This is a genomic window from Nocardia sp. NBC_01730, from assembly GCF_035920445.1.
GTDB lineage: Bacteria > Actinomycetota > Actinomycetes > Mycobacteriales > Mycobacteriaceae > Nocardia.
Genome location: NZ_CP109162.1, coordinates 7,950,541 through 7,973,617, shown reverse-complemented (window position 1 = coordinate 7,973,617; position 23,077 = coordinate 7,950,541). Strand labels below are relative to the sequence as shown.

Below are 23,077 nucleotides of genomic sequence, written 5' to 3'. Positions count from 1 at the left end.
TCATACCTGCGCGCCTTGGCGTTGCTGGAAACGCTGCTCGAAACCCTTCACGAACGTGGTCGGAGCGATCGAGGACGACGAGTGCTCCAGCACTCCGTCATCAGCGATATAGAAGATGGCCCGGCCGATCGCGATCTCACCCCGAGGTACCGGCACATACACCATCCAGCCGCAACTGAACCGGTCACCGACCAGCTGATCGAGTGGGTAACCCGTCGTGTCCAAACCACGACCCTCGACATAGGAACGGACCCGGAAGATCGCTTCCTCTTCCGGCATCTGCTGTGGCAGCGACGCCACCACCCCCGCCAGCGTCAACTGATACATCGCGCCATCGATATCGAACCGGTCGTCCTCGGCGAACAGGTTCACCACCGTGTCCCGGGTCACCACACCCACCTCGGCGGCAGACACCAAAGCCGCCGCGGCGCTGCGGTGTTGCGCGCTCGGTGGCTGCGCGGCCAAACCCGCGACGATCCCGACCACCGTGTTCGCCGTCCACACCCCCGGCACCGCCGTAGCGCACTGCTCCGCCGACGGGGACTCACCCCGATACCAACGCCCACCCTCCCACCAATAAACAAACGACATCAACCCCGTCGCTGCCCGCGGGTTCAGCACCGGATTAGCCACCCACTCCGGTGCGCCCGCATAAAACCTCGGCATCGGCGCACCATCGTTATAGGTGGCATCCAGATTCGCCGACTCCCACACCCCACCCGACAACACCGCACGACCACCCGGCAGCGAATACAACGTGCACCCACCACGCCGCGAGCTTTCGAACCAGCCCATCGACGGCAACACCCGCGGACCCCAATCCGAACCCGCCGCGACGAAAGCCGCCGAAATACACGCCCACCGCGCCCACATCTCCGGGAAATCAGGAAACTCGTTCTCCGCCAACGACGGCCACACCTTGCCCGCCCGGTCGGCCCGAGCCCCTACCGCCGCGTCCTGCGGGGTACGCGCCTGCCGCCCACCATGCCCGATATACGCAGCCAGCCACACCGGCAACGTCTCACGCGGGAACACTTCCACATCCGCGCGATAAGACTCGGGCTCGAACAACTGCCCATCCGGGAACGGCTCATCACCGAAGTCGTAATCGACCTCGAACTCCCCCACCGCACTCAACCGGACCAGCAACCGCCACCACGGCTCCCCATCCAACTCCGCGACCAACCCCCGATGCTCCCGCACCCGCTCCAACACCACCGCAGGCGGCTCCGCGCGCATCGAACGCTCACCATCGGTATAAACCACCTCGGCATACCCATTGACCGTGGTCAACGCGAACACCGCATCCAACTGCCGCCACCCCTCCGGAGCAGCCCCAGCCAACGCATCCGCGATCTCCCGCGCCAACACCCGATCCCGGCCCTCAGCCGCCTCACCACCCCCCTCAGCCGCCTCACCACCCCCCTCAGAAACCACGACACCCTCAACTACATCCGGCGCATCCGCAGCATCCGGCGCATCCGCAGCATCCGGCGCATCCGGGGCATCCGGGGCATCCGCAGCATCCGGGGCATCCGGCGACAAACTGAAACCGACATCCGGCGCCTCGTTGTTCTCGTTGGCGTCGCCCGGGATTTCCCCGCCTGGGTTGTCCTTGTCCTGATCGCTCACTGTTCGCTTCCGCCGGTCATCCTCATCGGCCCCCATGGCCTTGCCTACAATCCCCCCATTCTTGCATGCCGCCTGAAACGCACGTCCCCAATCACAGGCTCCCACGAGCGGGAAGCCTCCCGGTGCGGCAGGATCGACATCGCCGCAAAGGCCGACCACCCCACCGCACCGTGCACCGACAGTGAAGGTGGGTGTGCCGCGCCAGTCGACCACGCGGCACGCCTGGCGCGACGTCCTGTTGCGCCCGCCATTTACTTCAGGCGACGTCGCGGTTCGAGCACGCTACTGGTCGGACAGCGGACACTCGGGCCGACGTCACCGTCGAAGGGAATGACTTTGTGTGTCAATGCACCTTTTGCGTCAATACATTCGGCAGAATCACTGCCCGCTGCCTTCGGTGAGCCACTCGGCATGGATTTGGAGATCGTCGGCAGCGCGCACCCGGTGGGGCCTTCTCGCTCGATCCGGTCGGCCGACCTGGGCACCGGTGACAGTGTCATCATCGAGAACCAGGAGAGGCCACCGACCATTCATATCTCGGGCGGCTGCTGACCTACGCGGCGCGCACGGACGCGGTCGATATCGTCTGGGTGGCGCGCGAGTTCCGAGGAGCACCGTGCCGCTCTGGATCGACTCGACATCCACACCCACGCCACGCAGATCGGCGGGCGTCGGGGGCGGCTGCCAGTTTCGGGATTGTTTTGGGTGTAACGGTTTTCGATCGCGCAGTGGTCATGACGCGCTTCCGTCAGAGCTGATCTCGTAGGCGTCCGGAGACCGTGTCGGCGCAGTCTGCTGATTCGAACCGCACCGCCCCCGCCTCAGGCAACGGCACTCCGACCTGATCACCGGCTGAAGCCGGATAGCCGAGCTCGAATCCGGTGACCACCTCCAGCGAGCCACCCTCGATCGAACTCAGCACCGTCATGGCCGACGACTCTGCGGCAACCAGCCGCCACTGTGGTCGGAATCGCCAACCAAGTCCGAACTTCGCCGACTACCGAGGATCTCCATCGGCGATCAGTCGCGCAGCACCCTCGCCAGCGAGGAGATCTCGCGCGGCGCGGCGGCCAGTGGCGAGCAGCAACAGCGCGGCGACGGGTCCTTCGATGGCGAGCCCGTCGCCAGCAGTCCATCCCACATCAGTTGCCACGAGCCGATACCCGGTCAACTTCTTGCGTGCATCGAACGGAATATTCATAGTCCAGACTCGTTCGAGAGCCGATCGTGCAGCGTTGATGGGCATTTCGCGGGCGATGCCGAGTGGAACCGCGATGTCTTGGCCGTGTACGAGCAAGTCCATCAGCCGATCGGCAGGGGTGGTGCCGACCACAGTCGAGCGAAGTCCGATACTGTCGCTCAGCTCCGTGAGCAGCTGCGCGGTCGTCGTGTTCTCGGCGTGGTGGATGGCGGTGTCTCGGATCGCTCGGTCCAGGTTGCCGCGGGCGCGAATCAGGTTGACCAGAATCCAGCCGACGCTGGGGCGTGCGGACAAAACGATATGCGCAACGACATCACGAACTCGCCAGCCCTCGCAGAGGGAGCCATGGTTCCAGCTGTCCTCGGACAACGTCTCCAGTAATTCGACCAGGCTTGCCCGCTCGGCGGCAACAGCCCGCCAAATCTCTTCGTTGGTCATCGTTGCGTCGTTCGCCATTCGCGTCGCTCCATCTCCCGTGGGTGTTCCACTACGGTAGGAACTCCACCAGGGTGGAGGTTCCAGCAATCGTGACGGACATCACACAAGACGGCAGCTTGGTCAGCATCGGCGAACTGTCGCGACTGACCGGTGTTCCGGTCCGCACCATCCGCTTCTATTGCGACGAAATGATTCTGGAGTCTCGACGCACCTCGGGCGGGCACCGGATGTTCGACCCGGCCACCGCCGTCGATCAGCTCCTACTGGTGCGCCGACTTCGTGCGCTCGGTCTGAGTCTGGCCCCGATCATGGACGTACTCGCCGGCACGATGTCACTTGCCGAGGCGGTCGCGGCAGAACGTAGGACGCTCGACACCGAACTGGCCGCGTTGACGTGGCGGCGGGCCTCGCTGCTCGCAGTCGAAGACGCGTCGCCCGCCGAGCGGGCCGCCCGCTTGGAATTGCTTGCCGCAGTCCAGGACCGACACAGCGCCCACGACTCGCTCGTGCGGTTCTGGCGACACATGCTCACCCCCATACCACTGGAAATGTTCGACGGGTTCATCGCGATGAACGTGCCGGACCTGCCGGACGATCCGGCACCCCACCAGGTAGTGGCCTACGCCGAACTCGCCACACTCATTACCGATCCCGCGCTTCGCGCCGTGATCTCACGCCAGCTCTGGCGATCCGACCAGGCCCGGATCCGCCACAGGCAGGCACTCCTCACCGGAGTCGCTCGAGCATATGAGTCCGCAAGCCACCTCCTCCTCGCCCATGAGCGGCCTCGGCCCGGCCCCGAGCTCGACCAATTCGTCGACGCCCACGCAGCTGCCCGAGGCGAACGCGACACGCCACAGTTCCGAAGGCAACTCCTGGTCGGCGCCGCCGACACCGACTACCGCATCCGCCGGTACTGGAGCCTCACCGGCGAGTTCACCGGCACCCCCACGGTCGGCGCTGCCGCCGACTGGCTGTACGAGGCGCTCAAACGATCCGCCACCCCGGCATCCGCGCTCACGTCATGACTACCGCACCGCCCTGCTCCATCCCACACCGTCGCGTTGTACCTGGCTGGTCATGTGACACGTTTACGTGCCCACACTCGAAACACCACGCCGCCGCGGCTGGCGCCGTCGAACACTCGATGGCGAACCCGGCGGCGGTGAGGTAGCCGACCGGCTCGCGTGTCAGATGATCGGCCGCGATCCGCACCACCAGCGGTTCGGCCCATCTCATCACGGCCGCAACCGCCCTGGCGCAGGCCGATGAATGCGACGAAGCCCCTGGCGATGCCCGATGCAGCCAGGGGGCTTCGTCGTGCCGAATCCGTTCAGCCCTTGACCAGTTCGGGAGTCGTGGTCTCGGGCTCCTCGGCTTCTTCCGGGATGGCGGCCCGGCTCGGCAACAGCACTGCCATGACGATCACGATCAGCGCCAAGGCCGCGGAGACGAAGAAGGCCACGCGCATGCCATCGAGGTGGGCGTTGAGGGGGTCGGTGCCATCGGCGACGAGCGTGGTGCTGCGGGCCGACATCACCGTCACCACCAGGGCGGTACCGAAAGCCGCGGCGACCTGCTGCAGGGTGCCGAGCATGGAGCTGCCGTGCGAATACAGATGCCGCGGAAGCGCGCCGAGGCCGAGAGTGAAGACCGGGGTGAAGGTCGCGGCCAGCGACACCATCAGCAGAATATGCAGGGCCAGCAGCTGCCAGTACGGCATGGTCGCCGAGATCTGGGTGAACCCGGCCAGCGACGCGGCGATCCCGATCGACCCCGGAATCACCAGCAAGCGTCCGCCGAACCGGTCGAACAAGCGCCCAATGGTCGGCCCGAGCAGACCCATCGCCAACCCACCCGGCATCACCAGCAAGCCGGTCTCCAATGGGCTCAGGCCACGCAGGTTCTGCAGGTACAACGGCAGCAGGATCATCGACCCGAGCATCGCCATGAACGCGACCGACATCAGAACCAGCGCCTTGGTGTAGGTACCGGACAGCAGGACCCGCAGATCCAGCAGCGGAATGCCGGTGCGCTGCAGCCGCAACTGACGTAATACGAACGCGATGATCAGCGCCGAGCCCGCGGCGACGATCAGCGCCGGGCTGGTGAGGTTGCCGCTCTCGAACCGGCTGAGCCCGAAGACCAGCCCACCGAACCCGAGGGCGGCCAGTGCCACGCTGGCTGCGTCGATCCCCCCGGCTTGCGGTTCACCGACGTTCTCCAGCCGACGCAGGCCCAGCCAGGTGATCACCCCCGCGATCGGCAGCACCAGCACGAAAAGCCAACGCCACGAACCGATCTGCAGCACTGCTCCGGAGATCACCGGACCCATCGCGGGTGCCACCGAAATGGCCAGCGTGACATTGCCCATCACCCTGCCGCGGTCATGCTCGGGCACCACCGTCATCAGCGTGGTCATCAGCAGCGGCATCATCACCGCGGTACCACCGGCCTGGATGATCCGTCCGAGAAGCAGCACCGCGAACGACGGCGCGAACGAAGACAGCGCGGTACCGGCCAGGAAGACCCCCATCGCCACGGCGTAAGCCTGCCTGGTCGACACGCGCTGCAGGAACCAGCCGGTAGTCGGGATGATCGCCGCCATCGTCAGCATGAACGCGGTGGACACCCATTGCGCCGCCCGCTCGGTGACCGCGAGGTCTGCCATCAGCCGCGGGATCGCGTTGATCATGATGGTCTCGTTCAGGATCACCACGAAAGTCGCGAGCACCAGCACCCGGATGACAGTTGGTGTCCGTCCTCCCGAGGCGGGAGCGGATGGTTCGGCGGACATCGAATACCTCCGGAGCATGGGTCGTTGGCAGGAATGTGGCCCGTTGCCGAGTCACCGGATCGTGTCCCGGCGCCACGCTGGTTGAGACGGAATCGGCTGCTCGAACTCATCGGACGCGGGTCAGTATTCCGGTCGGCACCGACACAAATCACTCGATTTTACGGCGATCCACCCAGCACCATACCCGGAAACGGCTGGTCAACAGCCTTTCCCACGAGCTGTCGATATCAGATCGTGAGCCTGGTCACCTACCTCCGAACGGCGTTGCCACCGCACACGACATCAGCTTTACGCCGGCAACCCGCGCCGGGGCATACCGACTCGACCCGACGAGCCGGCACAACGGACGAGTGGGATGCTGTTGCAGTCTGGGAGCAACACGTAGGCGGACCTCCGCCGGACCAGCTCGGCGCGGAGGACGAGAGGAACTTCGCCGTCAAGATCCGGTCGGAGGTCGTGGTCGACAGCCGAATTCACGCTCAATCGAGGGCCTTCCGTCCCGGCCACGGCCGCGCTCCCCCGCCCATCTCGGATGCGGGCCGCCCGGTGCTTGCGCCTGCTTCTCCACCGCCGACTTGTTCGATGCTGCCTGCACCGTCATCGTGGTCATACAGAACTCTCGGATATCGCGGAGCAGTTCGAATCCCTCCCAGGCCGTTGCGTCATGCCTGCAATCCGCGCGGAATTCGCGGTGCTGCTCCGCGGTGATCCACCCGAACGATCCCCACTTGATCGCCGTGTTCACCAGACCCCACTCCGGCGGCCCGATCGAGGTGCCAGATCGAGCAGCACCACGGCCGTTTACCGCGAGTGTTCGCCTGGCGGTGACGCACTTCTGTACCCCAACTCCGATGTGATCACCGATCACACGCTGACTGTGCTGGGTATGGCGCGCGTACTGCCCAGGATTTGTGCCAGCCGACCGGCCTGCTGCGTAGGCGCGGCTGACCGCCTTGGTACCCAAGTCCACCTACGGCTGACAGAGCACAAGATCGAAGCCCCGGCCAACTCGACGCCGCGCCCAGAAATCGCAATGACAGCGGTTGAAACCTCTCCGGCGGGCCAGCACCTGAAACCCTGTGGCGTCACCACGTCCGATCGGGCATCCTGCATATGCCAGGAAGGTGAGTGCGAATGCCCGAGTCAGACGAAGCCCTGGCCGAATTGCGCTGCCTCGCCATCAAACGCATCTGTGGTGACCAGGTCGGATCGGACCAGTTGATCGATGCCGGTCTCCGTGCTCTCCTGACCGGCGTGGACTCTCCGTCCCTTCGGTTGCTGGCAGGGTTGGGGCGGCGGGAGGAGCCGGAGGCGCCGGACCTCTTCATGCAGGTGCTTGACGAACTCGGACTCGATGTTCCCGACTTACCTGCCGATCATCATCAAGCACTGTGGGTGATGGCCCGGTGGTGGGCCGACCTGATTGTCGGCGGGAATCTCGACCCTTTAGACGGAGCCGACCTGATCTGGTGGCGTGTGGCCAGCGAGTTGGGCTACCCCGAACAGCTTCGAGCGATCGTTGAGGGCGCGATAGCCGGCGCCGACTGGGACGAGAACTGGACCGTCTCGCTGGAACAGATCAAGAGCGACATCGTCCGAGCTGCGCATGAGTTCCTGGCCGGTCCGGGATCAACCCAGTCCAACGATCGTTCGCAGAGCCCCACCTGATCAGCGCGGCTTCCTACATCACCAGCGAACGCGACCGACCTGCAAGATCCGCAGGGCCTGTCCGCCGCGGTGGCGGTCATTGGTTGTGCCGGTGAACTCCGACGTCGTTCATCGGTGATTGCCGCGCCGGCCGGCGGGGTCGAGAGCTACTGACGTCGCGGCTCTGGCAAGTCCCAGCGGCCGCGCGTGTCCCAGAAGAACAGTCATGCGTGCCTATGTTCGAGTGATCGGGATCGAGAGTCGCCGGCTTCGGGGTCCAGCGCTGGGCGGTCGGGCGCCAGTAGTTGGATCAGTGCTGTAATGCTCTGCTCACCCCGGCCCTCGGCTACCGCCCGGCGCAACAGGTCATGTATCGGAGCATGCCAGGACATATCGACACCGGACTCTCTGCCGAGCTGCTCGTCGTAGCCGATCGCAGCATGGAACAGTGCGATCGACGAGCCGAGTCGGGTGTAGTCCCGGTTGTCGATCTCGTCGGCAATGACTGGTAGAAGTGACTCGATCATTTGAAGCCATTTGATCGAGTACGGCACCATCGAGCGCGCCGCGACACCGCGGTCGGCCAGTACGGCCGCGCCTTCGAAGAACCCGAGCAGAGCGGGGAGAAGAGTGGCGCCGACGGCGGATTCGTAGAGCGCCGCCAGGTCCGGTTCGGTGCCTAGATGGACGAGCTCACCGCCAAGTACCCGCAGTGTTTCCGCGTGCTCGTCGAAGACCGCTTGCTCGCCACCGAAGTACAGCAATGTGTCCGGCTCTCCGACGGCCGAAGGCACATTCTTGATCGCGCCGCCGAGGAAACGTGCACCACGGCCGGTCGCCCAGCGCGCGAATTCCCGCGCGTCGGCAGGTGTTCCGCTGTTGAGAGTGACGAGGGTTCGCCCTTCCAGCTCGGTCTCAGCAGCTGTCAGACTGTCGCGGGTGGCTTGGAATGTGGTCAAGCATGTGATGATCAGCGGGCTGGCGACGATGGCATCGGCGACGGCCAGCTGCTGGTTCGCGCCTGCGGCCACGAGCGGGGCTGCCCGCTGCGCGCTGCGGTTCCACACGGTGGTCGGATGTCCCGCCGCAAGGAAGGCTTCTGCGAATGCGTAGCCCATCGAACCCGTCCCGAGCACGGTCACTGCGGTTTTCTGATCGATCATGCGACTCCCCTTCGCGGGCTATGCCGATGAGGCTCAATGCCTCGTTCACGAGGCCCAGTGTTGACGCCCTCAGCGATCAGCGACAAGTACGCACTTTCGAGGGCAGTTGCACACGTTCAGGTAAGCGACCAGTACACGGCGAACCGCACCGTAGGCGATATTGCCGGAGTCACACCGGTATTGGATGGGCATCGGCAACCAGGCGGGTCAGCGTGCACGCAAGCTCGAGCTGTGCGGTCATCGGCGTTGCCGGTCGTGGCGGCGCTGCGCGGCCACGACCTCGACCGTGTGTCGACGGATCCAGTCCAGGAACTGCTGCAACGACTCGGTGAGGCCCTGGCCGAGTGCGGTGAGTTCATAGCTGACCCGCGGCGGCGTGGTGGGCTCCACAGCACGCGCGATGAGCCCATCCCGCACGAGCGCACCGGCTTCCTGACGTGGCAGTCGTTTGGTTAGAGCGCCTCTGAGTGCAGCGGGACGGCGCGATGTCGGGCGATGTCGGCATCGGCTCGCGCAGCCCGACCGTGGCGCGGCTGGTGTTGCCTTCGGGTAGCGGCCGGTGACCGATCCAGGGCAGCAACGATGATCCACACGATCTGACCGCTGCCCTCGCCATCGCGGGTATCGCCGTGCAGGAAGGCGTCAACGCTGCCCGCCACCGGTGGCGGTCGACACCGCCACACCGACGGGAATCCCGCACCGGCAGGCAGTCCTCCAACAGCACCACTCGGTCAACACCAGCCGACGCTCACCGGACGCGGCATCGGCATCGGCATCGGCGAGCTCGAACTCGCCGGGCGGTGCGACCCGCCGCCGGGCACCACGCACAGGCTCGACACGGCCACGCAGTCTGCCCGCCAGAACCCCTCCCACGACCCCAGAACCCGGGAACCATGCCCGAACTCCGCAACCAGCCCCGAACACCAAAACCTATACCCGAACAGGACAACTTCTGTCCGTTCTGCGCGAACGTTGCGGACAGCGACCGACTGACTGAACAGAGGCAATGATGAAAACCGTCAGCGACTCACGTTCGTCGTTGAGGACCCGGGTGGGTGGATAACTTCGAGCAGATCCTGCAGAGCGGTCAGTGCAGAACCCCATCCCAAAGCCGATTGACATGCAACCATGGCTTCCGTGGACAGGCCCTTTCGTGAGATCCGTGGCGTATACGATGCCGATACGATTACGGTGTACCAGGCATACGGCCCGCAGATTGCCGTTCCCGCTGCGGCTTCTGGACGGTTCCCGAGCGCCTTCAAGCGAGAGCGCATGAGGTGCCCGGTTCCCTCCGGACAGTGACCCCTCGTAGGGTTGGTGAGGTGCCCGGTTCCCTCCGGACAGTGACCCCTCGTAGGGTTGGTTACTCGAAGTGAGAGGGAAACGGGTCGTGGGTCATCAGAGGAGAAAGTACTCGCCCGAATATAAGGACGAGGCAGTGAAGATGGTGCTGGAGAATCCGGGACGTCCGATCGCGTCGATCGCGCGGGATCTCGGAATTCATGAGGCGACGTTGGGCAATTGGGTGTCTCGGTATCGGGAAAGGAATCCGGGCGCGGAGGAACCGTTGACGGTTTCGGAGCGGGCTCGGTTGCGGGAGTTGGAGCGGGAGAATCGCGAGCTGCGCATGAAGGCTGAGTTTTTGGAAAAAGCGGCCGCCTTCTTCGCGAGCCGCCAGCAGTGAGATATACATTCATCGCAGAGATGGACGCGGAGAAGGCGTATCCGGTTGCCTTCATGTGCACGAATCTGAATGTGTCGAGATCGGGGTACTACGAATGGTGTTCCCGTCCGGTGTCGGAGACCGAGAAATGGCGTGAAGATCTGAAACTGATGATCCGGGCAATCTTCGACGACAGTCACGGCACCTACGGGTATCGGCGCATCCATGCGGTGCTGGTGGCCTCGGGCTACGCCGTGGACGACGATACCGTCCGCCGGCTGATGCGTGAGCTTGATCTGGTGCCCTGCCAGCCGAAACCGTGGCGGCCGGCGACCACCGAGGCCGACATCAACCACCGAATCCCCGACCTCGTACGCCGCGACTTCACCGCCGAAGCGCCGGGCGAGAAATTCGTCTCCGATGTCACCTATATTCGAACACAGGAAGGCTGGATCTATTTGGCGACCGTGATCGATTGTTACACGAAAATGGTGGCAGGCTGGTCCATGGCCGACCATTACCGAACCTCGCTGATCGAGGACGCGCTCGACATGGCAGCCACCCGAATCGATATCGCACCGAGTGCGATATTCCACAGCGACCGTGGTTCGAACTACACCAGCTACGATTTCGGCAAGAAGCTGAGGAGCATGGACATGCGTCAATCCGTCGGCCGCACTGGCGTGTGCTGGGATAACTGCATGGCCGAATCGTTCTTCGGTGCCCTGAAGAATGAGTGGCTACACCGCGTGACGTTCCTCACCCGCGGCCAGGCACGGCGCGCAGTTGTAGAATACATCGAGACATTCTACAATCGGAAACGAATCCACTCGGGGATCAACTACAAGACCCCGATACAGGTTCATGCCGATTATCTGAATCGGCAGGCAGCAGCATGAAATAGCCCTTCAGGGTACTGTCCGGAATCCGCCGGGCCCCTCAGCATGACCTGGGTCAAGCCATCATTTCTGTGGATGATGTACCGATCCGGCTGGGCCAGTAAGCCCGGGCAGGAACATGTACTGGCCGTCCGAATCTCTAGCCCGGGCTTCGAATGGGCACTTCGCCATTCGGCGTTCGCGCACTTCGACAGCGCTGTACATCAAGACCATGCTCAGTGGAAGACCAGCTTGGCTGCGCCAGTTCGGATTCAATGGGATCCCGAGCGTGACACCACATTTCGACCCTTACCTTTCCGATCGCTGCAGGTGGGGCTTTCCGGTGAAGCGGTGCATCGCTATTGCGACGAGTGGATCGTCGGGATCGAAGACGTAACCGGACTCGCTCATGAGATCGGACGTGAGGCAGCCGCCGGGAGACTCGTTCCCGATCGCCTGCCCGCGGAAAAGCCGTACCCAACCCCACCTGATCTGCGCGAGCTACTAGGAATGAATACCGGAGTATTCACACAATAGCCAGTGGCCGAGGTTCCTGTCGCCCTTCGGCGATGCCGGGATTTGTGGCCATTCGCGACGCGCGGTTCACCTATGATTGAACAGCCGGTATGCGGGCCGTTCCCTACGTTGCATTATGCGATTCCTGCCTGCGCTCGATCTGCGCTTCGGCTCCCTGCCGCACGATCTGACTATCCGAATCGCGCAGCCGAACTAAAGCGGCTTCAGCTTCCGGCCCAGGTGTGTCGCCAAGCGCCCAGATCGCTTTTGTTGCGAGGGCCCTGTTCTCGTCGTAGTCGAGATAATCCGGGATCCACGTTGTAGCTCGATACAGTGCGTCGACCGCAGCCGACGTCCGAAGCTGCCCCAGTCTCGACACCACGGCCTCATGCATGTAATGCCATTCTGCTGAACTCAATCGCACCAAGATATCGAGATAGTCCGTTGTGATCCCGAACTCCGAGCTCACAATCAGGGCGAGTTCGACACCGTCGGCGTCGCGATCTTCGGCCGCTTCTTTCAGCAGCGTCAATCCGAGTTCGCAACCATCGCTTGTTCCGAAGTGGCGGAGTACTTCGTCAGCCGAACCAACCCGCGTCTGACTGGACGGATTGTAAACCAGCCCGAGTATAACCTTCTCATCCTCTGGAGTCATCTAACTATCTCCCTCCACTTGGCTATCGCGTTGTTGAATATTTCCAATGCAGGACCTCGACCCAACCCGATATTTATGATTGCAGCCGTCGGGCAGCAGGCCGAGAGGGTCCGCCCATACTGTCGGGTTGTGGGGATAGGTACTGGGATTCGGCGCCGGCGATAGACCGAGCGGGTCTTCGGTAAGGAACCTGCCCGTAGCAGGGTCATATATGCGGCAAAGATTATAGTGGAGGCCAGTTTCGGGATCGTGTATCTGGCCGGGAAACCTTAGTGGCGTGGCTACCTGGCCGCGCCACACCATGCGGCCCCACAGATCGACAGTCGTGGTGCTCGCCGTTGCGGCGCTATCGGGATCGATGATTTCTGTGGGCGTACCGACAAGGTCGGTGACGATCGCGTAGAACTCGCGTTCGAAGGCGTCGTGGTCAGTGGCTTGGGTGACGAGTGTATGGGAATTCGGTTGGTATTGCCATCGGGTCGAGACCCCGTCGGCGCGCTGTTCGATGAGATGCGTACCGTCCCAGGTGTAGTCGGTGCGTTCGAGGACGGTCCCGTCGTTGGTGAGGTGTTGTTTGGTGGTTCGGCGACCGAGTGCGTCGTAGGTGTAGTGCCACCATTGGTGGTCTTGACCAGTCCCCGATAAGGCGACCACCCGGCATTGGAGTCCGGGTTGTTTCGTCCGGATTCAGTTGATGCTGCAGGCCACGGGGTGGTGGGTGTGGCTGCAGCGGGCAGCGTACTCGGCAGGGGTCAGATAGCCCAGCGCCGAATGCCGATGCCGTCGGTTGTGTTCGTCCTTGAAGTCGCCGATCACGACGCGGGCCTCGAGCAGGCTCGTCCAGTGGTTGCGGTTGAGGCACTCGCTGCGTAACCGCCGGTTGAACGATTCGATATGGCCGTTGTTCCACGGCGTGCCGGGCGGGATATAGACGATCCCTACCCGGTCGGCGCAGAACTGTTGCAGCGCATGGGAAATCATTTCAGGACCGTTGTCCATACGCAGCACCTTCGGTGGCCCAGCGCGCGCGGTGAACACCTCCTGCAACTCGGCCACCAGCCGCTCGGCGGTGATCGAGCGCTCCACCAGGTGAAGCAGCGATTCACGGGTGTGCTCGTCGATCATCGAAGCGATCTTCACCGCGCGCCCATCCGTGGTGGAGTCGAACTGAAAGTCCAACGCCCACACCACCTTCGGTGCATCCGCATCAACCAGCGGCGTAGTCGAGCACCCCGCCCGCTTGCGTGGCGAGTGCGCCCGCACCTGCAAGCCTTCCTCCCGCCAGAGCCGGTGCACCCTCTTCTTGTTCACCTGCGAGCCCTCATCGAACCGCAGCGCCGCCCACGCACGCCGGAACCCGTGCCCTTGATGTTTCGTGGCATAGGAACGCAGCCAGACCCGCAACCCGACATCCGGATCGGCGGGGGTCTGCGCAGCTGGCAGCTGCCGATACGTGGACCGATGCAGCCCAACCACCTTGCACGCGAACCGTTCCGACATGCCCATCACCTGTTTGAGCATGTCAACAGCCCGCCGCTTGCTGGCCGGGCCTAAAATTTTCCCCTCGCGATCTCCCGCAGCGCGTCCTTCTCCAGCTCCGCGTCCGCCAGCAGCCGCTTCAACCTCGCGTTCTGCTCACGCAGTTCCTTGAGCTCCTTCGCGGCATCGGTGTCCACCCCGCCGTACTGGCGGCGCCAGTTATACAACGTCGCCGCCGACACTCCCAGATCAGCAGCGATCTGCTCACCCGTCTGCCCAGCGGCAGCGAGCTCGTCGGCACGGCGCAGCTTCCGCACGATGTCCTCCGCGGAATGCCGCTTACGTCCTGCCATGTCCCTCAGTGTCCCTTCCAGCCCTCACCAGGGCCAACGGGACTCTAATACCGAGTGGTCTCATTCATTGGGAACGGGCCAGTCTGGGGTCCAGACATCGGTGAGTTGGTCGAAAGAGTTGTACCGGTAGTGCCATATGTCGGCTTTACGCGACAACCGGGCGATGGTCTTGCGGATGAGACGGCCGGCCCCGTCGTAGTGGTATCGGGTGCGGCCGTCGCGGATGAGTAAGTTGTTGCGGTATTCACGGCGGCTGTCGGCCTCGGATTCGGGCTGAGGCGTATAGGAATCGTGCGGGTCGGCAACCGTAGCCGTCGTGCTGGTGTTGTCAGGCAGTCCTGATTGCAGCGCACTGGTGATGTTACTGAGTGAGTCGTAGGTGTACTGCTCGGCGATCGTGCTGTTGCGGGTGATCGATGTGACGCGCCCGACGGGGTCGAGGATGTAATCGCTCCCCACAGAATTGGTGTCGGGGCGGGTGAGGGTGTGGTTTATGAGGTAGCCGTCGGGTCGGTAGGTATATTCGTCGTGACGGAGTGTCCGCGGGCTGGACCGTGGCCCGGTGTCGAGGCTCAGTGATGTGGCAGGGTGGGCGATCACGTGCTGGCCTGTGACACGGCTGATTTCGGAAAGCGTTCGGTCGATAGCGATTTCGCCGACACGCCAACTCTCGAGACGCCCGATCGAGTCGTAGCGGAAGGCGAGTTTGTGTCCGTCGGCGGTAAGGCCGCGGACTCTACCGGTGCCGTCGTAGTCCCAGCCGGTAGTTGCGCCGGTGGGGGTCGTGCGTCGGATTCGGCGACTGTATTGGTCGTGTTCGTGCCGCATCGTCGGCTGGTCGTCGAGTTGTTGTGAGGCGAGTTTGCCGGTGGCGGTATAGGTGAATTCGAGAGTGTGGGTGAGGTCTTCGTTTGTTCCCGCGATCGCGGTCAGGACTCGTCCAGCTACGTCGTGGGTGTATCTGATCCACTCGCCAGTGTCGGTGGTGACCGCGGTGAGGCGGCCGAGGAGGTCGCGGGTGTGGTGGCGGGTGATGCCGGTGGCCGGTGTGATCGTGGTTGCTCGTCCGGCGGCGTCGTGGGTGTATCGGGTGGTGGCACCGGTGTAGTCAGTTTGGGTGATCAGTCGCCCGGCTGGGTCGTAGCCGTAGGCCCAGGTTTGACCAAGAGGGTTGGTGACCCTGGTGAGACGACGTTGGCTGTCCCAGGTGTAGTGGGTGGTCGAGCCATCCGGGTCAGTACGTGAACGCAGCAGATCAAAAGCGCCATAGACGAAGCGGGTGAGATTGCCTGCGCGGTCAGTATGCGTCAGCGGGTTGCCTTCGCCGTCGTAGGTCCACGACTCGGCATACCCGTCCGGGTCGACGCGGCGCAGCAGTTTTCCGTCCGGCGCCCACTCATAGCCGGTTCGGGCGTCCATAGGATCTGTAACTCGGACGGGACGGCCACAGGAGTCGCGCTCGATGCGCGTGGTTGCGCCAGTCTGGGCGACAACCTGGACAGGCAATCCGGCTGCATCGACTTCGATACGTGTCGAGGTGTTGTCCGCATCGATGAGCTCAGCGATGGCACCGTTGGAGTGGTAGGCGTATTCGGTTCGGGCTCCCGCCGAGTCAACAGAGGCGGCAAGGTTCCCGTTCTTGTTCCATTCCTGTTCTCGTACAGTGCCGTCGGCGTCAGCGACTCGGGTGGGCCGGTTACGCCACATGTAGTCGATCTGCACGGTGTGGCCGTCGGGGCGGACGATTTCGGCGATGTCGCCCTCGCCGGTGTAGCGGTAGCAGGTCACCGCGCCATCGGGTGCGATGACCTTCAGTGGTTTGCGGTCGGCGTTGTAGTCGATATGCGTGCGGCCACCGACGGGGTCGACGAGGTCGCGAAGACGGAAGTCTCGATCGAAGCCGTGGGATGTGGTGGCGCCGAGGGAGTTGGTGACCGTGGTGAGACGGCCGGTGCCGTCGGGGAATTCGAGGTAGTCGAAGTCGGTGTCCAGGATGCCGGCGGTTCCGCGCTGGAAGATGACACGGCCGGATTCGTCGTAGGTGTTGACCATCTGGTTGCCGTTGGAATCGGTCCAGGACCTCAGCCGATGTTCGTCATCGTAGGTGTAGCCGGTAGTAGCGCCGACAGCGTTCGCAACAGTTGACAGCTGGCCTGCCTCGTATCCGAATTCCCTTATTCGGATTCGTTTTTCGGCGCCGTCGTAATCTTTGTCGAGTACGGACAACCCGGTGACGCGCCCTGCGGCGGTGTCGATACGTACTCGGTATCCAACGGAGTGTGACACCTCGACCGGTGCGCCGTCGGTGTCGTAGTGGAAGCGGATCCGGTTGCGGTGGCGGTCGGTGATCGCGGAGATGGCGTAGTTGCCCAGGCGCGAATCGATGCCATCGAGGGTTGGTTCAGGCGCGAAATGCCAGAGTATTTCCCGCTGTTGATCCCAGATGCGGTAACCGCCGACCTCGGTTCGGGTCAGCGTCCACGCTTGTCCACCGGTCACCGGTTCGGTGGCGGCACCGACCTCGGTGTGCGGGTAGGCCAGCATGATGCCGTCCTCTCCGAGGAAGGTGACTCCTTCGTGCTCGACGACCAGACGCATGTCCAGGGTGGTCGCCCACGAGGGGCCGAACCAGCGGCCGTACCGGTAGTTCGAGCGATGTGTGCGCCGCAGGGTCAGTGCGAGGACACCGGGGAGGTTGACATCGGTTTCGGGGAGCAGGAATTCGCCGGTCGCGATATCGACGGGGTCTTCGGAGCAGGTTTTCTCACCCCCGGTGCGGTCGTTGTCCGCACCGTTCTCACGGGCGGTGTCACCGGCGCCTTGGTCTGCGCTGGCACGCTCCTCCGGAGTCGGGTGCTCCTGCAGCGAATCATGATGGGTCGGTCGGGTTTCCGGGTCGTGATTGTCGTGTCCATTGGGATTCGGGCCGTCCCCATCCGGGTGTGTGGGTTCTGTCCCGTCGTGGGTTTGATGCGAACTGCCGTCACCATGATCTGTTGGGGTGTCAGGTGAATCGGTGCGAGCGGGCGGGCGGGAGTCGGGGTCAGGGTGCTGGCCGGGTGTGTCGCTCGGGTTCGGTCCCGAGGACACCTCGGAATCCGGTCGAACCGCAGGTGTGTCGGAGGGCTGCTGGTGCGGTGTTTGGGGCGTGTCGCCGGGATGTTCACCGCTGGGGTGCGAGTCGGGCGCCGCCTGTTCGGGGTACACATGCTGTGGCGTGTCCGGCTGAGTGTGTCCCGGTGTGGTGTCGTCAGGCCCTGGCGTGCCGGAATCTGATGTGTGCGTTGGAGTTTCAGGTTGCGGGTTGGTCGGTCCCGGTTGCGTCGGCGACTCGGTTGTCGCGTGTGGTTGTGTGCCCGGTTCGGTGGTGCTCGGGTGGCTCCCGGTCGAGGTTGGTGACGGCGCTTCCGTTGTCGGGTGTGCGCTCGCTGGTGTGCCCGGTTCGTGGGCGGCCGACGAGGGAGTGTGGGTCGCGGGGGGTGCTGCTCGGGGTATGTGGCGTGGTGTGCGGGGCGTGTTCGGCTGCGCTGGTCACGGCGTGGGTAGTTTTGCCGACCTTCGAGACGTCACCGATCTTGTCCAGCGCCGACAGCGCGGGTTTGGCCGCACCGGCCCCTCCGGTGCCGACGGTGGTGATCAGGTCACCGGTCAGCGAGCCCAGGAATTCCGACGGGTTCTTGCGCGCACCGGACAGGATCGAAGACACCGTCGCCCCGGGATCAGCAGCCGCGACCACCAGCCCGGTGCCCAGATCCGACATCCCCGACAGGTATTCGGCCGGATGGGTGAGGTTGTAGGGGTCCATCGGGCTGACCTGGCGTACGAACTGCACGATCCCGGTAAAACTGGTCAGCAGTCCGGAGGTGAAGTTCAGCTTCGCCTGATCGACCGCCCCGGACAGGTCCGAGAGATTGTCCGACCAGCGTTCGGTGAACGGCGGCTCGGTCGGGGCGGCCTCGGTCGCCGCCGCCAACGCCGCCGCGGCCGAGTTCGCCGCGTTGTCGCGCTGTGAGCGTGCGCCGCGCAGGATCTCGCGGGCCTCGTTGCGGATCGAGGTCCACGTGTCGGTCAGGGGTGTCTTGCGTTTCTGCTCATCGGACAGGGTGTTCCACTGGTTCTTCCTCGTGGTTTCCTCGGTATCGGCCGCTTCCCATCTCGCGATCGCATCGGCTGCTTTCGTCTGTGCCGCGGTGACCTCGTGGTACCAGCTGTCGAGCACACCCGATGCTTTGTGCATCGCGTCGGCGCCCTCCCACCACAGCTTGCGCTGTTTCGCGACGGCAAGTACCTGCTGCGCTGCAGCGACCCGAAACTGTCTGCCGAAGACATCGCCCTGGGATACAAGCAGCTCCTCGAAGTCGAACGCGGCTGGCGCGACATGAAACAGGTCCTCGACCTGCGACCGGTCTACCACCGCCTCGAGGAACGCATCCGCGCCCACGTCATCCTCTGCTGGCTCGCGCTGCTGCTCATCCGCATCACCGAAACCACCACCGGCACAACCTGGTTCAATGCCCGCCGCGAACTCGACCGCCTCCACGTCGGCACCTTCACCGGCCCCACCGGCACCTTCCGCCGAACCACCGAACCCACCAAGCCCCAACGCGACCTACTCGCCAAGCTCGACATCCCTGCACCCAAGCAGATCATCGAACTCACCCCAACCCCCTGACCAGCACCGACACCCACGCCTAGAGACACGGTCTCCCGGCGCACTCACCCATGTCCACGCAGTTCAGGACCCAAATCGCGGCTCCAGGCGACCAGAATTACGCGGAATGCGGGTCTGCGTGACCGATTCGACGCCGTGCTCGACCGCGTCGCCGACTTTGTCGACGAAATCACCGAGACCACTCACTTATCGCCCCCACCTCGACCATTCATGATCTCCGCCGCCCGCTCGGCAGCGCCGGTGTTCCACTGCCGCGGGATCCCCGGTATCGGACCGTTGTTGCCCAACGCTGCCGGGCCCACCGCCTCGATCACCTCGATGTTCCTGCCGTTATGGGTGAAGGCATTCTGGAACGATTCGGCGCTGTAGTCGGTGTGGCGGACCTGGTTGAACTGGTTGTCGGCCAACGTGTCTCCCCACGACCGCGCATCAATCTCTTCCTTCGACAGATGCGGGTTCCCCGTCAGCTGCGTGAACATCTCCTTGAACGTGTTCGAGAACTTCTCATCAATGATGTGATAACGCCCCGCCGCCAACCCCAACGTCTTCGCGATCTCATTGCCCGCCTGCACCAGCGTCCGCACACCCCACGACCAGCGCTCGGTGAAGGTCTCGAACGCGTTCTGCACCGACGCCTTACCCGCCTCCATCGGCGACAGAGCCAACAACGAGAACCCACGCCCCATCGCCCCGGTCTCCCCCACACCCAGATCCGACAACTCACCGATGACCCCGGTGATCCCCTCCGCAGCCTGCTGCAGCACCGCAGGGTCAACATCCAGCTGATCCCCCACCGCTACCTCCCCTCGCCAGCGGAATCCTCCGGCACCTGCGGCGGAAACGCCATCGGCGCCGAACCGGTGATATCGACAGCCACCCCCGTCGAGGCCGATCGCCCAGCCGCGTACTCGGCCAGCCGCCACCCCAACAGCGACTGATACCGATACTCCTGATCACCAGCGACACCTCGCGCAGCCATGTACCGGGCGTACTCCTCGACGCTGGTGAACGCGCAGATCCAATCGACACCCCCGAGCCGGGATGTGCACAGGCGATCATCATCAACCAACGGCACCAACAAAACAGCCCCCCGGAACGCTGCCTGCAGCACCTCCGGCTGCCCGAAACCGGCATAGAAGGCCGCGATCTCCGCCCGCAACGCGCCACCGCTGTCGAAATCAGCCAATCGCCTAGCCACCCCGCTCACGATCTATCGGCCACCCACCAAACCAAGCCTTCGCAGCATACCTATCGCTCACCGGCCGCCGCCCGCTCCAGGAATGCTTGCCATCCTGCCGGGATACCGAACCGGCCGCCGACACCCCCCGGCAACCATGCATCGTTCACACGCCGAACACGCTGCGGGCGTGGTTGGCCACCAGGATATCCACGTGCCCGAACTCCGCGACTGCCTCGTCGATGACCTGTTGCGGTGCGGCAGGATCAGCGAAATCGACGCTGCGGTCGAACACCCGGGATACCGCCGAGAGCTCTCGCCGCACCATTCCGATATCGTCGGCGCCCCACGGCTGAGCCTCGTCATGGGGCACCCAATGGGTGACGTACAACTGTGCGCCCATCGCTGCCAGTCGCCACGCGACAGCGAAACCGATCCCCTGACGGCGACTGACACCAGTGACGACCGCGACGCGTCCGGACAGATCACGGGAGGAGGTCATGAGATCAGTCCATACCCAAGAGCAGCAGGGCCGCAACCGAATACGGCCACCACGCCCAGAAGATCGCTAGAGACCCATCCGGGCGTTCAGCTGTCGCCTCGTGCGCCGACGAACGTAGTGCCGATCTCTACCATCCGCTCGACCGCGTAGGCCGGGTCGAGTAATGCCTCCGGGGTGTGGGTGCCCGGCGCCACGGCTTCGCCGCGCAGACCGAGCAATCGTTCGACGCCGAGGGCGACGCCGAGTGCGGTCAAGGGGCGCTGCCCCGCCCGCCGATGAGATCGCCCGCGTCATGAGCACCGCATACTTCGCCTGCGCCACCGAAATGCCGGAATTCGACGCCATTTCCGCTGCGCTGAAGGGAAATCCGGAAATGGAGGCGATCCGGTATGAGATGTTCGACAGCTACACAGAGTTGATGGCCGCCACACTCCAGCCTCACGACCGAAGCGCTTCGGCTGCGCTGCGTCGGCGTACTGGGTGCGGCCGAGGCGATTGCCGCCGAGTTGAACCGAGGGCGGCAACCGCCGCCGACGCGATCACCGCGCCGACCGACCTGATCGTGGGCACCGTCGACACCAGGACCGACCGCTAGGCCGACCTCGATCCGGCGAAACCCCTCCTGCACAGGCGAGTCCGCAGTTCGAGAAGCCATACCACCGGCACAGCCGAGGAAGCGGACACTGCGGGCTAGTTGTCGGGGAGAGAGTTGGGGTCGGGTTGGCAGGTGAGGTCGGCACCGGGGAGGGTGCCGTCACCGAAGTAGGTGTTGACGATGTCGTTCACGCACTGGCTCAGATCGGCGCGGAGGATGCCGTGAACGCGGGTGTCCGCCAATGTGACCATTCGTGACGCTGTCAGGTCCTGGTGCAGTGCAACGCCTTGCTGGTAGGGGGTGCGGGTATCGCGGGTCGCCTGCAAGATCAGGGCCGGCGTCGAGTTGTGCACCGTGGTGGGTGGCTCGATCGGGTCCGGCCAGAACGCGCAGGCGGTGATGTTGTTGGCGAACGCGCCGAACACCGGTTGGCTCGCCCGGACGCTTTCGATGTTGCGGCGATACCAGGCCGGATCTCGGGGCGCGCCCTTGTCGCCGCACAGGACTGCGGCCATGCCCGAGGCGTCCATCTGAACGGGGCCGCTGATCTTCGCTTTCAGCTGCCCCATGTCGATGGGCAGCCCGGACACTGCGTCGGCTACCAGCCGCACGACCTCGGCGAGGTTGGCGTTCTTCTGCGGATTCGACAACAGCGCCAGCAGCATCATCGGTACGGTGTGTTCATCGATGAGATAGCCGTTGCCGATCACCGGATGCGTGGCGGCACGTCGGATCATGTCCTCGACAAAGGCTCGGACCTGCGGTCCGCTGCTACCGAAGTGGTAGTCGGCGTCGTGGCGGGCCGCCCAGGTCGCCCAGTCGTCGAGCCCGGCCTCGTTGACGGCACCCATGTCCTGGTACGTGCCGATCCAGTAGCGGTCCGGGTCGATGGCGCTGTCCAGCACGATCCGGTCAGTGCGCTGAGGGAACATCTGCGCGTACACCGCGCCCAGGTAGGTGCCGTAGGAGCCGCCGTAATAGTTGAGCTCGCGTTCACCGAATGCGCTGCGGATGACATCCATGTCCCTGGCGGTATTGCGGGTGGTGATGGACCGGGCCTTCTCACGATCGGGTGCTACGCAGGAAGCCGCGAACGCGGCGGCCAGGGTGGCGTCGCGCGCGTAACCGAAGGCGTCGAAGCCGGCCGAGAACAACATGGTGGGCAGCGGCAGCACACATTTCATCGGGTCCGATCTGCCGATACCACGCGGGTCCATGCCGATCAGGTCGTACTGGGCACGGACATCCGGCGTGAGCCGATTTTGGAGGTCGACCATCATGCTCAGGCCCGGACCGCCGGGACCGCCGGGGTTGGACAGCATGATCCCGCGCCTGCGGGCCGGGTCGGTGGCCGGGATGCGCGAGATCGCTACGGTCAGCGTGCGTGAGTCCGGTCGGTTGTAGTCGAGCGGTACGACAACGCCCGCGCACTGAGCCCCCGCCCCATCGAGAGCCGCGTCGTTACACGGCTTCCAGTCCAGCTGCTGGTGATAGGACGACTCCAGCCCACCCGGTATGTCATCGACCGGATCGGCGCTTGCCAGCCCCATAGGCAATGTGGCGAATGTGGCTGCCGATATGACCCCCAGTACGAGCCCTCGAATCCACAGTATCGGCATCGTATCTCCTGCCCGTGACCTCCGTGTACGCATCCTGTTTCTGCCGCACAGCCATTTTCGGGGTCTCGAACCGCGACCATACTGCCGTTT

The 23,077-nt window shown here is 64.2% G+C and carries 23 protein-coding genes and 1 pseudogene; 7 read left to right on the top strand and 17 right to left on the bottom strand.

All coding sequences use genetic code 11. The features are described from left to right. From OHB12_RS33225 to OHB12_RS33215, 3 genes are all read right to left on the bottom strand, one after another. Positions 1 to 1,632, bottom strand: coding sequence for a hypothetical protein (locus tag OHB12_RS33225; RefSeq protein ID WP_327114042.1), 1,632 nt, complete (start codon positions 1,630 to 1,632; stop codon positions 1 to 3). Positions 1,633 to 2,380: 748 nt separating this feature from the next. Beyond that, positions 2,381 to 2,560, bottom strand: coding sequence for a hypothetical protein (locus tag OHB12_RS33220; RefSeq protein ID WP_327114040.1), 180 nt, complete (start codon positions 2,558 to 2,560; stop codon positions 2,381 to 2,383). A gap of 69 nt (positions 2,561 to 2,629) precedes the next feature. After that, positions 2,630 to 3,289, bottom strand: coding sequence for a maleylpyruvate isomerase family mycothiol-dependent enzyme (locus OHB12_RS33215; protein ID WP_327114038.1), 660 nt, complete (start codon positions 3,287 to 3,289; stop codon positions 2,630 to 2,632). Positions 3,290 to 3,360: 71 nt separating this feature from the next. Here OHB12_RS33215 and OHB12_RS33210 point away from each other — a divergent pair, with 71 nt between their 5' ends. After that, entirely contained in the window at positions 3,361 to 4,299 is a 939-nt protein-coding gene (locus tag OHB12_RS33210; RefSeq protein ID WP_327114036.1) for a MerR family transcriptional regulator, read from the top strand. A 305-nt stretch (positions 4,300 to 4,604) separates the two neighbouring features. Here the strand turns inward: OHB12_RS33210 and OHB12_RS33205 are convergent, their stop codons facing one another. Then, a complete protein-coding gene (locus OHB12_RS33205; protein ID WP_327114034.1) occupies positions 4,605 to 6,068 on the bottom strand; it encodes an MDR family MFS transporter in 1,464 nt (487 codons plus the stop codon). A 1,134-nt stretch (positions 6,069 to 7,202) separates the two neighbouring features. Here OHB12_RS33205 and OHB12_RS33200 point away from each other — a divergent pair. Continuing rightward, positions 7,203 to 7,736: a hypothetical protein gene (locus OHB12_RS33200; protein ID WP_327114032.1), complete on the top strand. Its 534-nt coding sequence runs from the start codon at positions 7,203 to 7,205 to the stop codon at positions 7,734 to 7,736. A 203-nt stretch (positions 7,737 to 7,939) separates the two neighbouring features. On the opposite strand, the gene OHB12_RS33195 is transcribed toward OHB12_RS33200, so the two are convergent. The 3 genes from OHB12_RS33195 to OHB12_RS33185 form a co-directional block, all read right to left on the bottom strand. Next, positions 7,940 to 8,878 carry an NAD(P)-dependent oxidoreductase gene (locus OHB12_RS33195; protein ID WP_327114030.1) on the bottom strand — a complete coding sequence of 313 codons (939 nt, stop codon included), beginning with the start codon at positions 8,876 to 8,878 and terminating at the stop codon, positions 7,940 to 7,942. Positions 8,879 to 9,115: 237 nt separating this feature from the next. Beyond that, positions 9,116 to 9,469: a winged helix-turn-helix transcriptional regulator gene (locus OHB12_RS33190; protein WP_327114028.1), complete on the bottom strand. Its 354-nt coding sequence runs from the start codon at positions 9,467 to 9,469 to the stop codon at positions 9,116 to 9,118. Positions 9,470 to 9,520: 51 nt separating this feature from the next. Next, positions 9,521 to 9,751: a hypothetical protein gene (locus tag OHB12_RS33185; RefSeq protein ID WP_327114027.1), complete on the bottom strand. Its 231-nt coding sequence runs from the start codon at positions 9,749 to 9,751 to the stop codon at positions 9,521 to 9,523. 255 nt (positions 9,752 to 10,006) lie between these two features. Between OHB12_RS33185 and OHB12_RS36545 the strand changes: the two genes are divergently transcribed. From OHB12_RS36545 to OHB12_RS33175, 3 genes are all read left to right on the top strand, one after another. Further along, the gene (locus OHB12_RS36545; RefSeq protein ID WP_442799905.1) at positions 10,007 to 10,180 is read left to right on the top strand and encodes a DUF4291 family protein; all 174 of its coding nucleotides are present in this window, start codon (positions 10,007 to 10,009) and stop codon (positions 10,178 to 10,180) included. 88 nt (positions 10,181 to 10,268) lie between these two features. After that, a protein-coding gene (locus OHB12_RS33180; RefSeq protein WP_327114026.1) for an IS3 family transposase occupies positions 10,269 to 11,440 on the top strand; the annotation gives its coding sequence in 2 pieces (ribosomal slippage) (positions 10,269 to 10,524 and positions 10,524 to 11,440; 1,173 coding nt in all). Positions 11,441 to 11,485: 45 nt separating this feature from the next. Next, positions 11,486 to 11,956 carry a DUF4291 domain-containing protein gene (locus OHB12_RS33175; protein WP_327114024.1) on the top strand — a complete coding sequence of 157 codons (471 nt, stop codon included), beginning with the start codon at positions 11,486 to 11,488 and terminating at the stop codon, positions 11,954 to 11,956. Between the two features lie 103 nt (positions 11,957 to 12,059). On the opposite strand, the gene OHB12_RS33170 is transcribed toward OHB12_RS33175, so the two are convergent. The 5 genes from OHB12_RS33170 to OHB12_RS33150 form a co-directional block, all read right to left on the bottom strand. Then, positions 12,060 to 12,590, bottom strand: coding sequence for a HEAT repeat domain-containing protein (locus OHB12_RS33170; protein WP_327114022.1), 531 nt, complete (start codon positions 12,588 to 12,590; stop codon positions 12,060 to 12,062). Continuing rightward, entirely contained in the window at positions 12,591 to 13,244 is a 654-nt protein-coding gene (locus OHB12_RS33165; protein WP_327114021.1) for an RHS repeat-associated core domain-containing protein, read from the bottom strand. Positions 13,245 to 13,277: 33 nt separating this feature from the next. After that, positions 13,278 to 14,422, bottom strand: a protein-coding gene (locus tag OHB12_RS33160; RefSeq protein WP_327109662.1) for an IS3 family transposase whose coding sequence is annotated in 2 segments (ribosomal slippage) — positions 13,278 to 14,146 and positions 14,146 to 14,422 — 1,146 coding nt in all. Because the reading frame shifts where the segments join, the coding sequence is not laid out codon by codon here. A gap of 60 nt (positions 14,423 to 14,482) precedes the next feature. Beyond that, complete coding sequence (locus OHB12_RS33155; protein WP_327114020.1) at positions 14,483 to 17,512, bottom strand: DUF6531 domain-containing protein; 3,030 nt, start codon at positions 17,510 to 17,512, stop codon at positions 14,483 to 14,485. Between the two features lie 202 nt (positions 17,513 to 17,714). Next, complete coding sequence (locus OHB12_RS33150; RefSeq protein WP_327114019.1) at positions 17,715 to 18,659, bottom strand: putative T7SS-secreted protein; 945 nt, start codon at positions 18,657 to 18,659, stop codon at positions 17,715 to 17,717. 39 nt (positions 18,660 to 18,698) lie between these two features. Here OHB12_RS33150 and OHB12_RS33145 point away from each other — a divergent pair. Continuing rightward, a pseudogene (locus OHB12_RS33145) lies at positions 18,699 to 19,094 on the top strand (IS1634 family transposase); the annotation flags it as partial. A gap of 182 nt (positions 19,095 to 19,276) precedes the next feature. On the opposite strand, the gene OHB12_RS33140 reads toward OHB12_RS33145, so the two are convergent. From OHB12_RS33140 to OHB12_RS33125, 4 genes are all read right to left on the bottom strand, one after another. After that, positions 19,277 to 19,888, bottom strand: coding sequence for a hypothetical protein (locus OHB12_RS33140; protein WP_327114015.1), 612 nt, complete (start codon positions 19,886 to 19,888; stop codon positions 19,277 to 19,279). Positions 19,889 to 19,890: 2 nt separating this feature from the next. Further along, positions 19,891 to 20,280, bottom strand: coding sequence for a hypothetical protein (locus OHB12_RS33135; protein ID WP_327114013.1), 390 nt, complete (start codon positions 20,278 to 20,280; stop codon positions 19,891 to 19,893). A gap of 157 nt (positions 20,281 to 20,437) precedes the next feature. After that, positions 20,438 to 20,773 carry an SDR family NAD(P)-dependent oxidoreductase gene (locus tag OHB12_RS33130; protein ID WP_327114011.1) on the bottom strand — a complete coding sequence of 112 codons (336 nt, stop codon included), beginning with the start codon at positions 20,771 to 20,773 and terminating at the stop codon, positions 20,438 to 20,440. A gap of 86 nt (positions 20,774 to 20,859) precedes the next feature. Further along, positions 20,860 to 21,027 carry a hypothetical protein gene (locus tag OHB12_RS33125; protein ID WP_327114009.1) on the bottom strand — a complete coding sequence of 56 codons (168 nt, stop codon included), beginning with the start codon at positions 21,025 to 21,027 and terminating at the stop codon, positions 20,860 to 20,862. 38 nt (positions 21,028 to 21,065) lie between these two features. Here OHB12_RS33125 and OHB12_RS33120 point away from each other — a divergent pair, with 38 nt between their 5' ends. Further along, complete coding sequence (locus OHB12_RS33120) at positions 21,066 to 21,368, top strand: hypothetical protein (RefSeq protein WP_327114007.1); 303 nt, start codon at positions 21,066 to 21,068, stop codon at positions 21,366 to 21,368. 95 nt (positions 21,369 to 21,463) lie between these two features. Here OHB12_RS33120 and OHB12_RS33115 read toward each other — a convergent pair whose 3' ends face one another. After that, positions 21,464 to 22,987 carry an alpha/beta hydrolase gene (locus tag OHB12_RS33115; RefSeq protein ID WP_327114005.1) on the bottom strand — a complete coding sequence of 508 codons (1,524 nt, stop codon included), beginning with the start codon at positions 22,985 to 22,987 and terminating at the stop codon, positions 21,464 to 21,466. Positions 22,988 to 23,077: the final 90 nt, after the last annotated feature.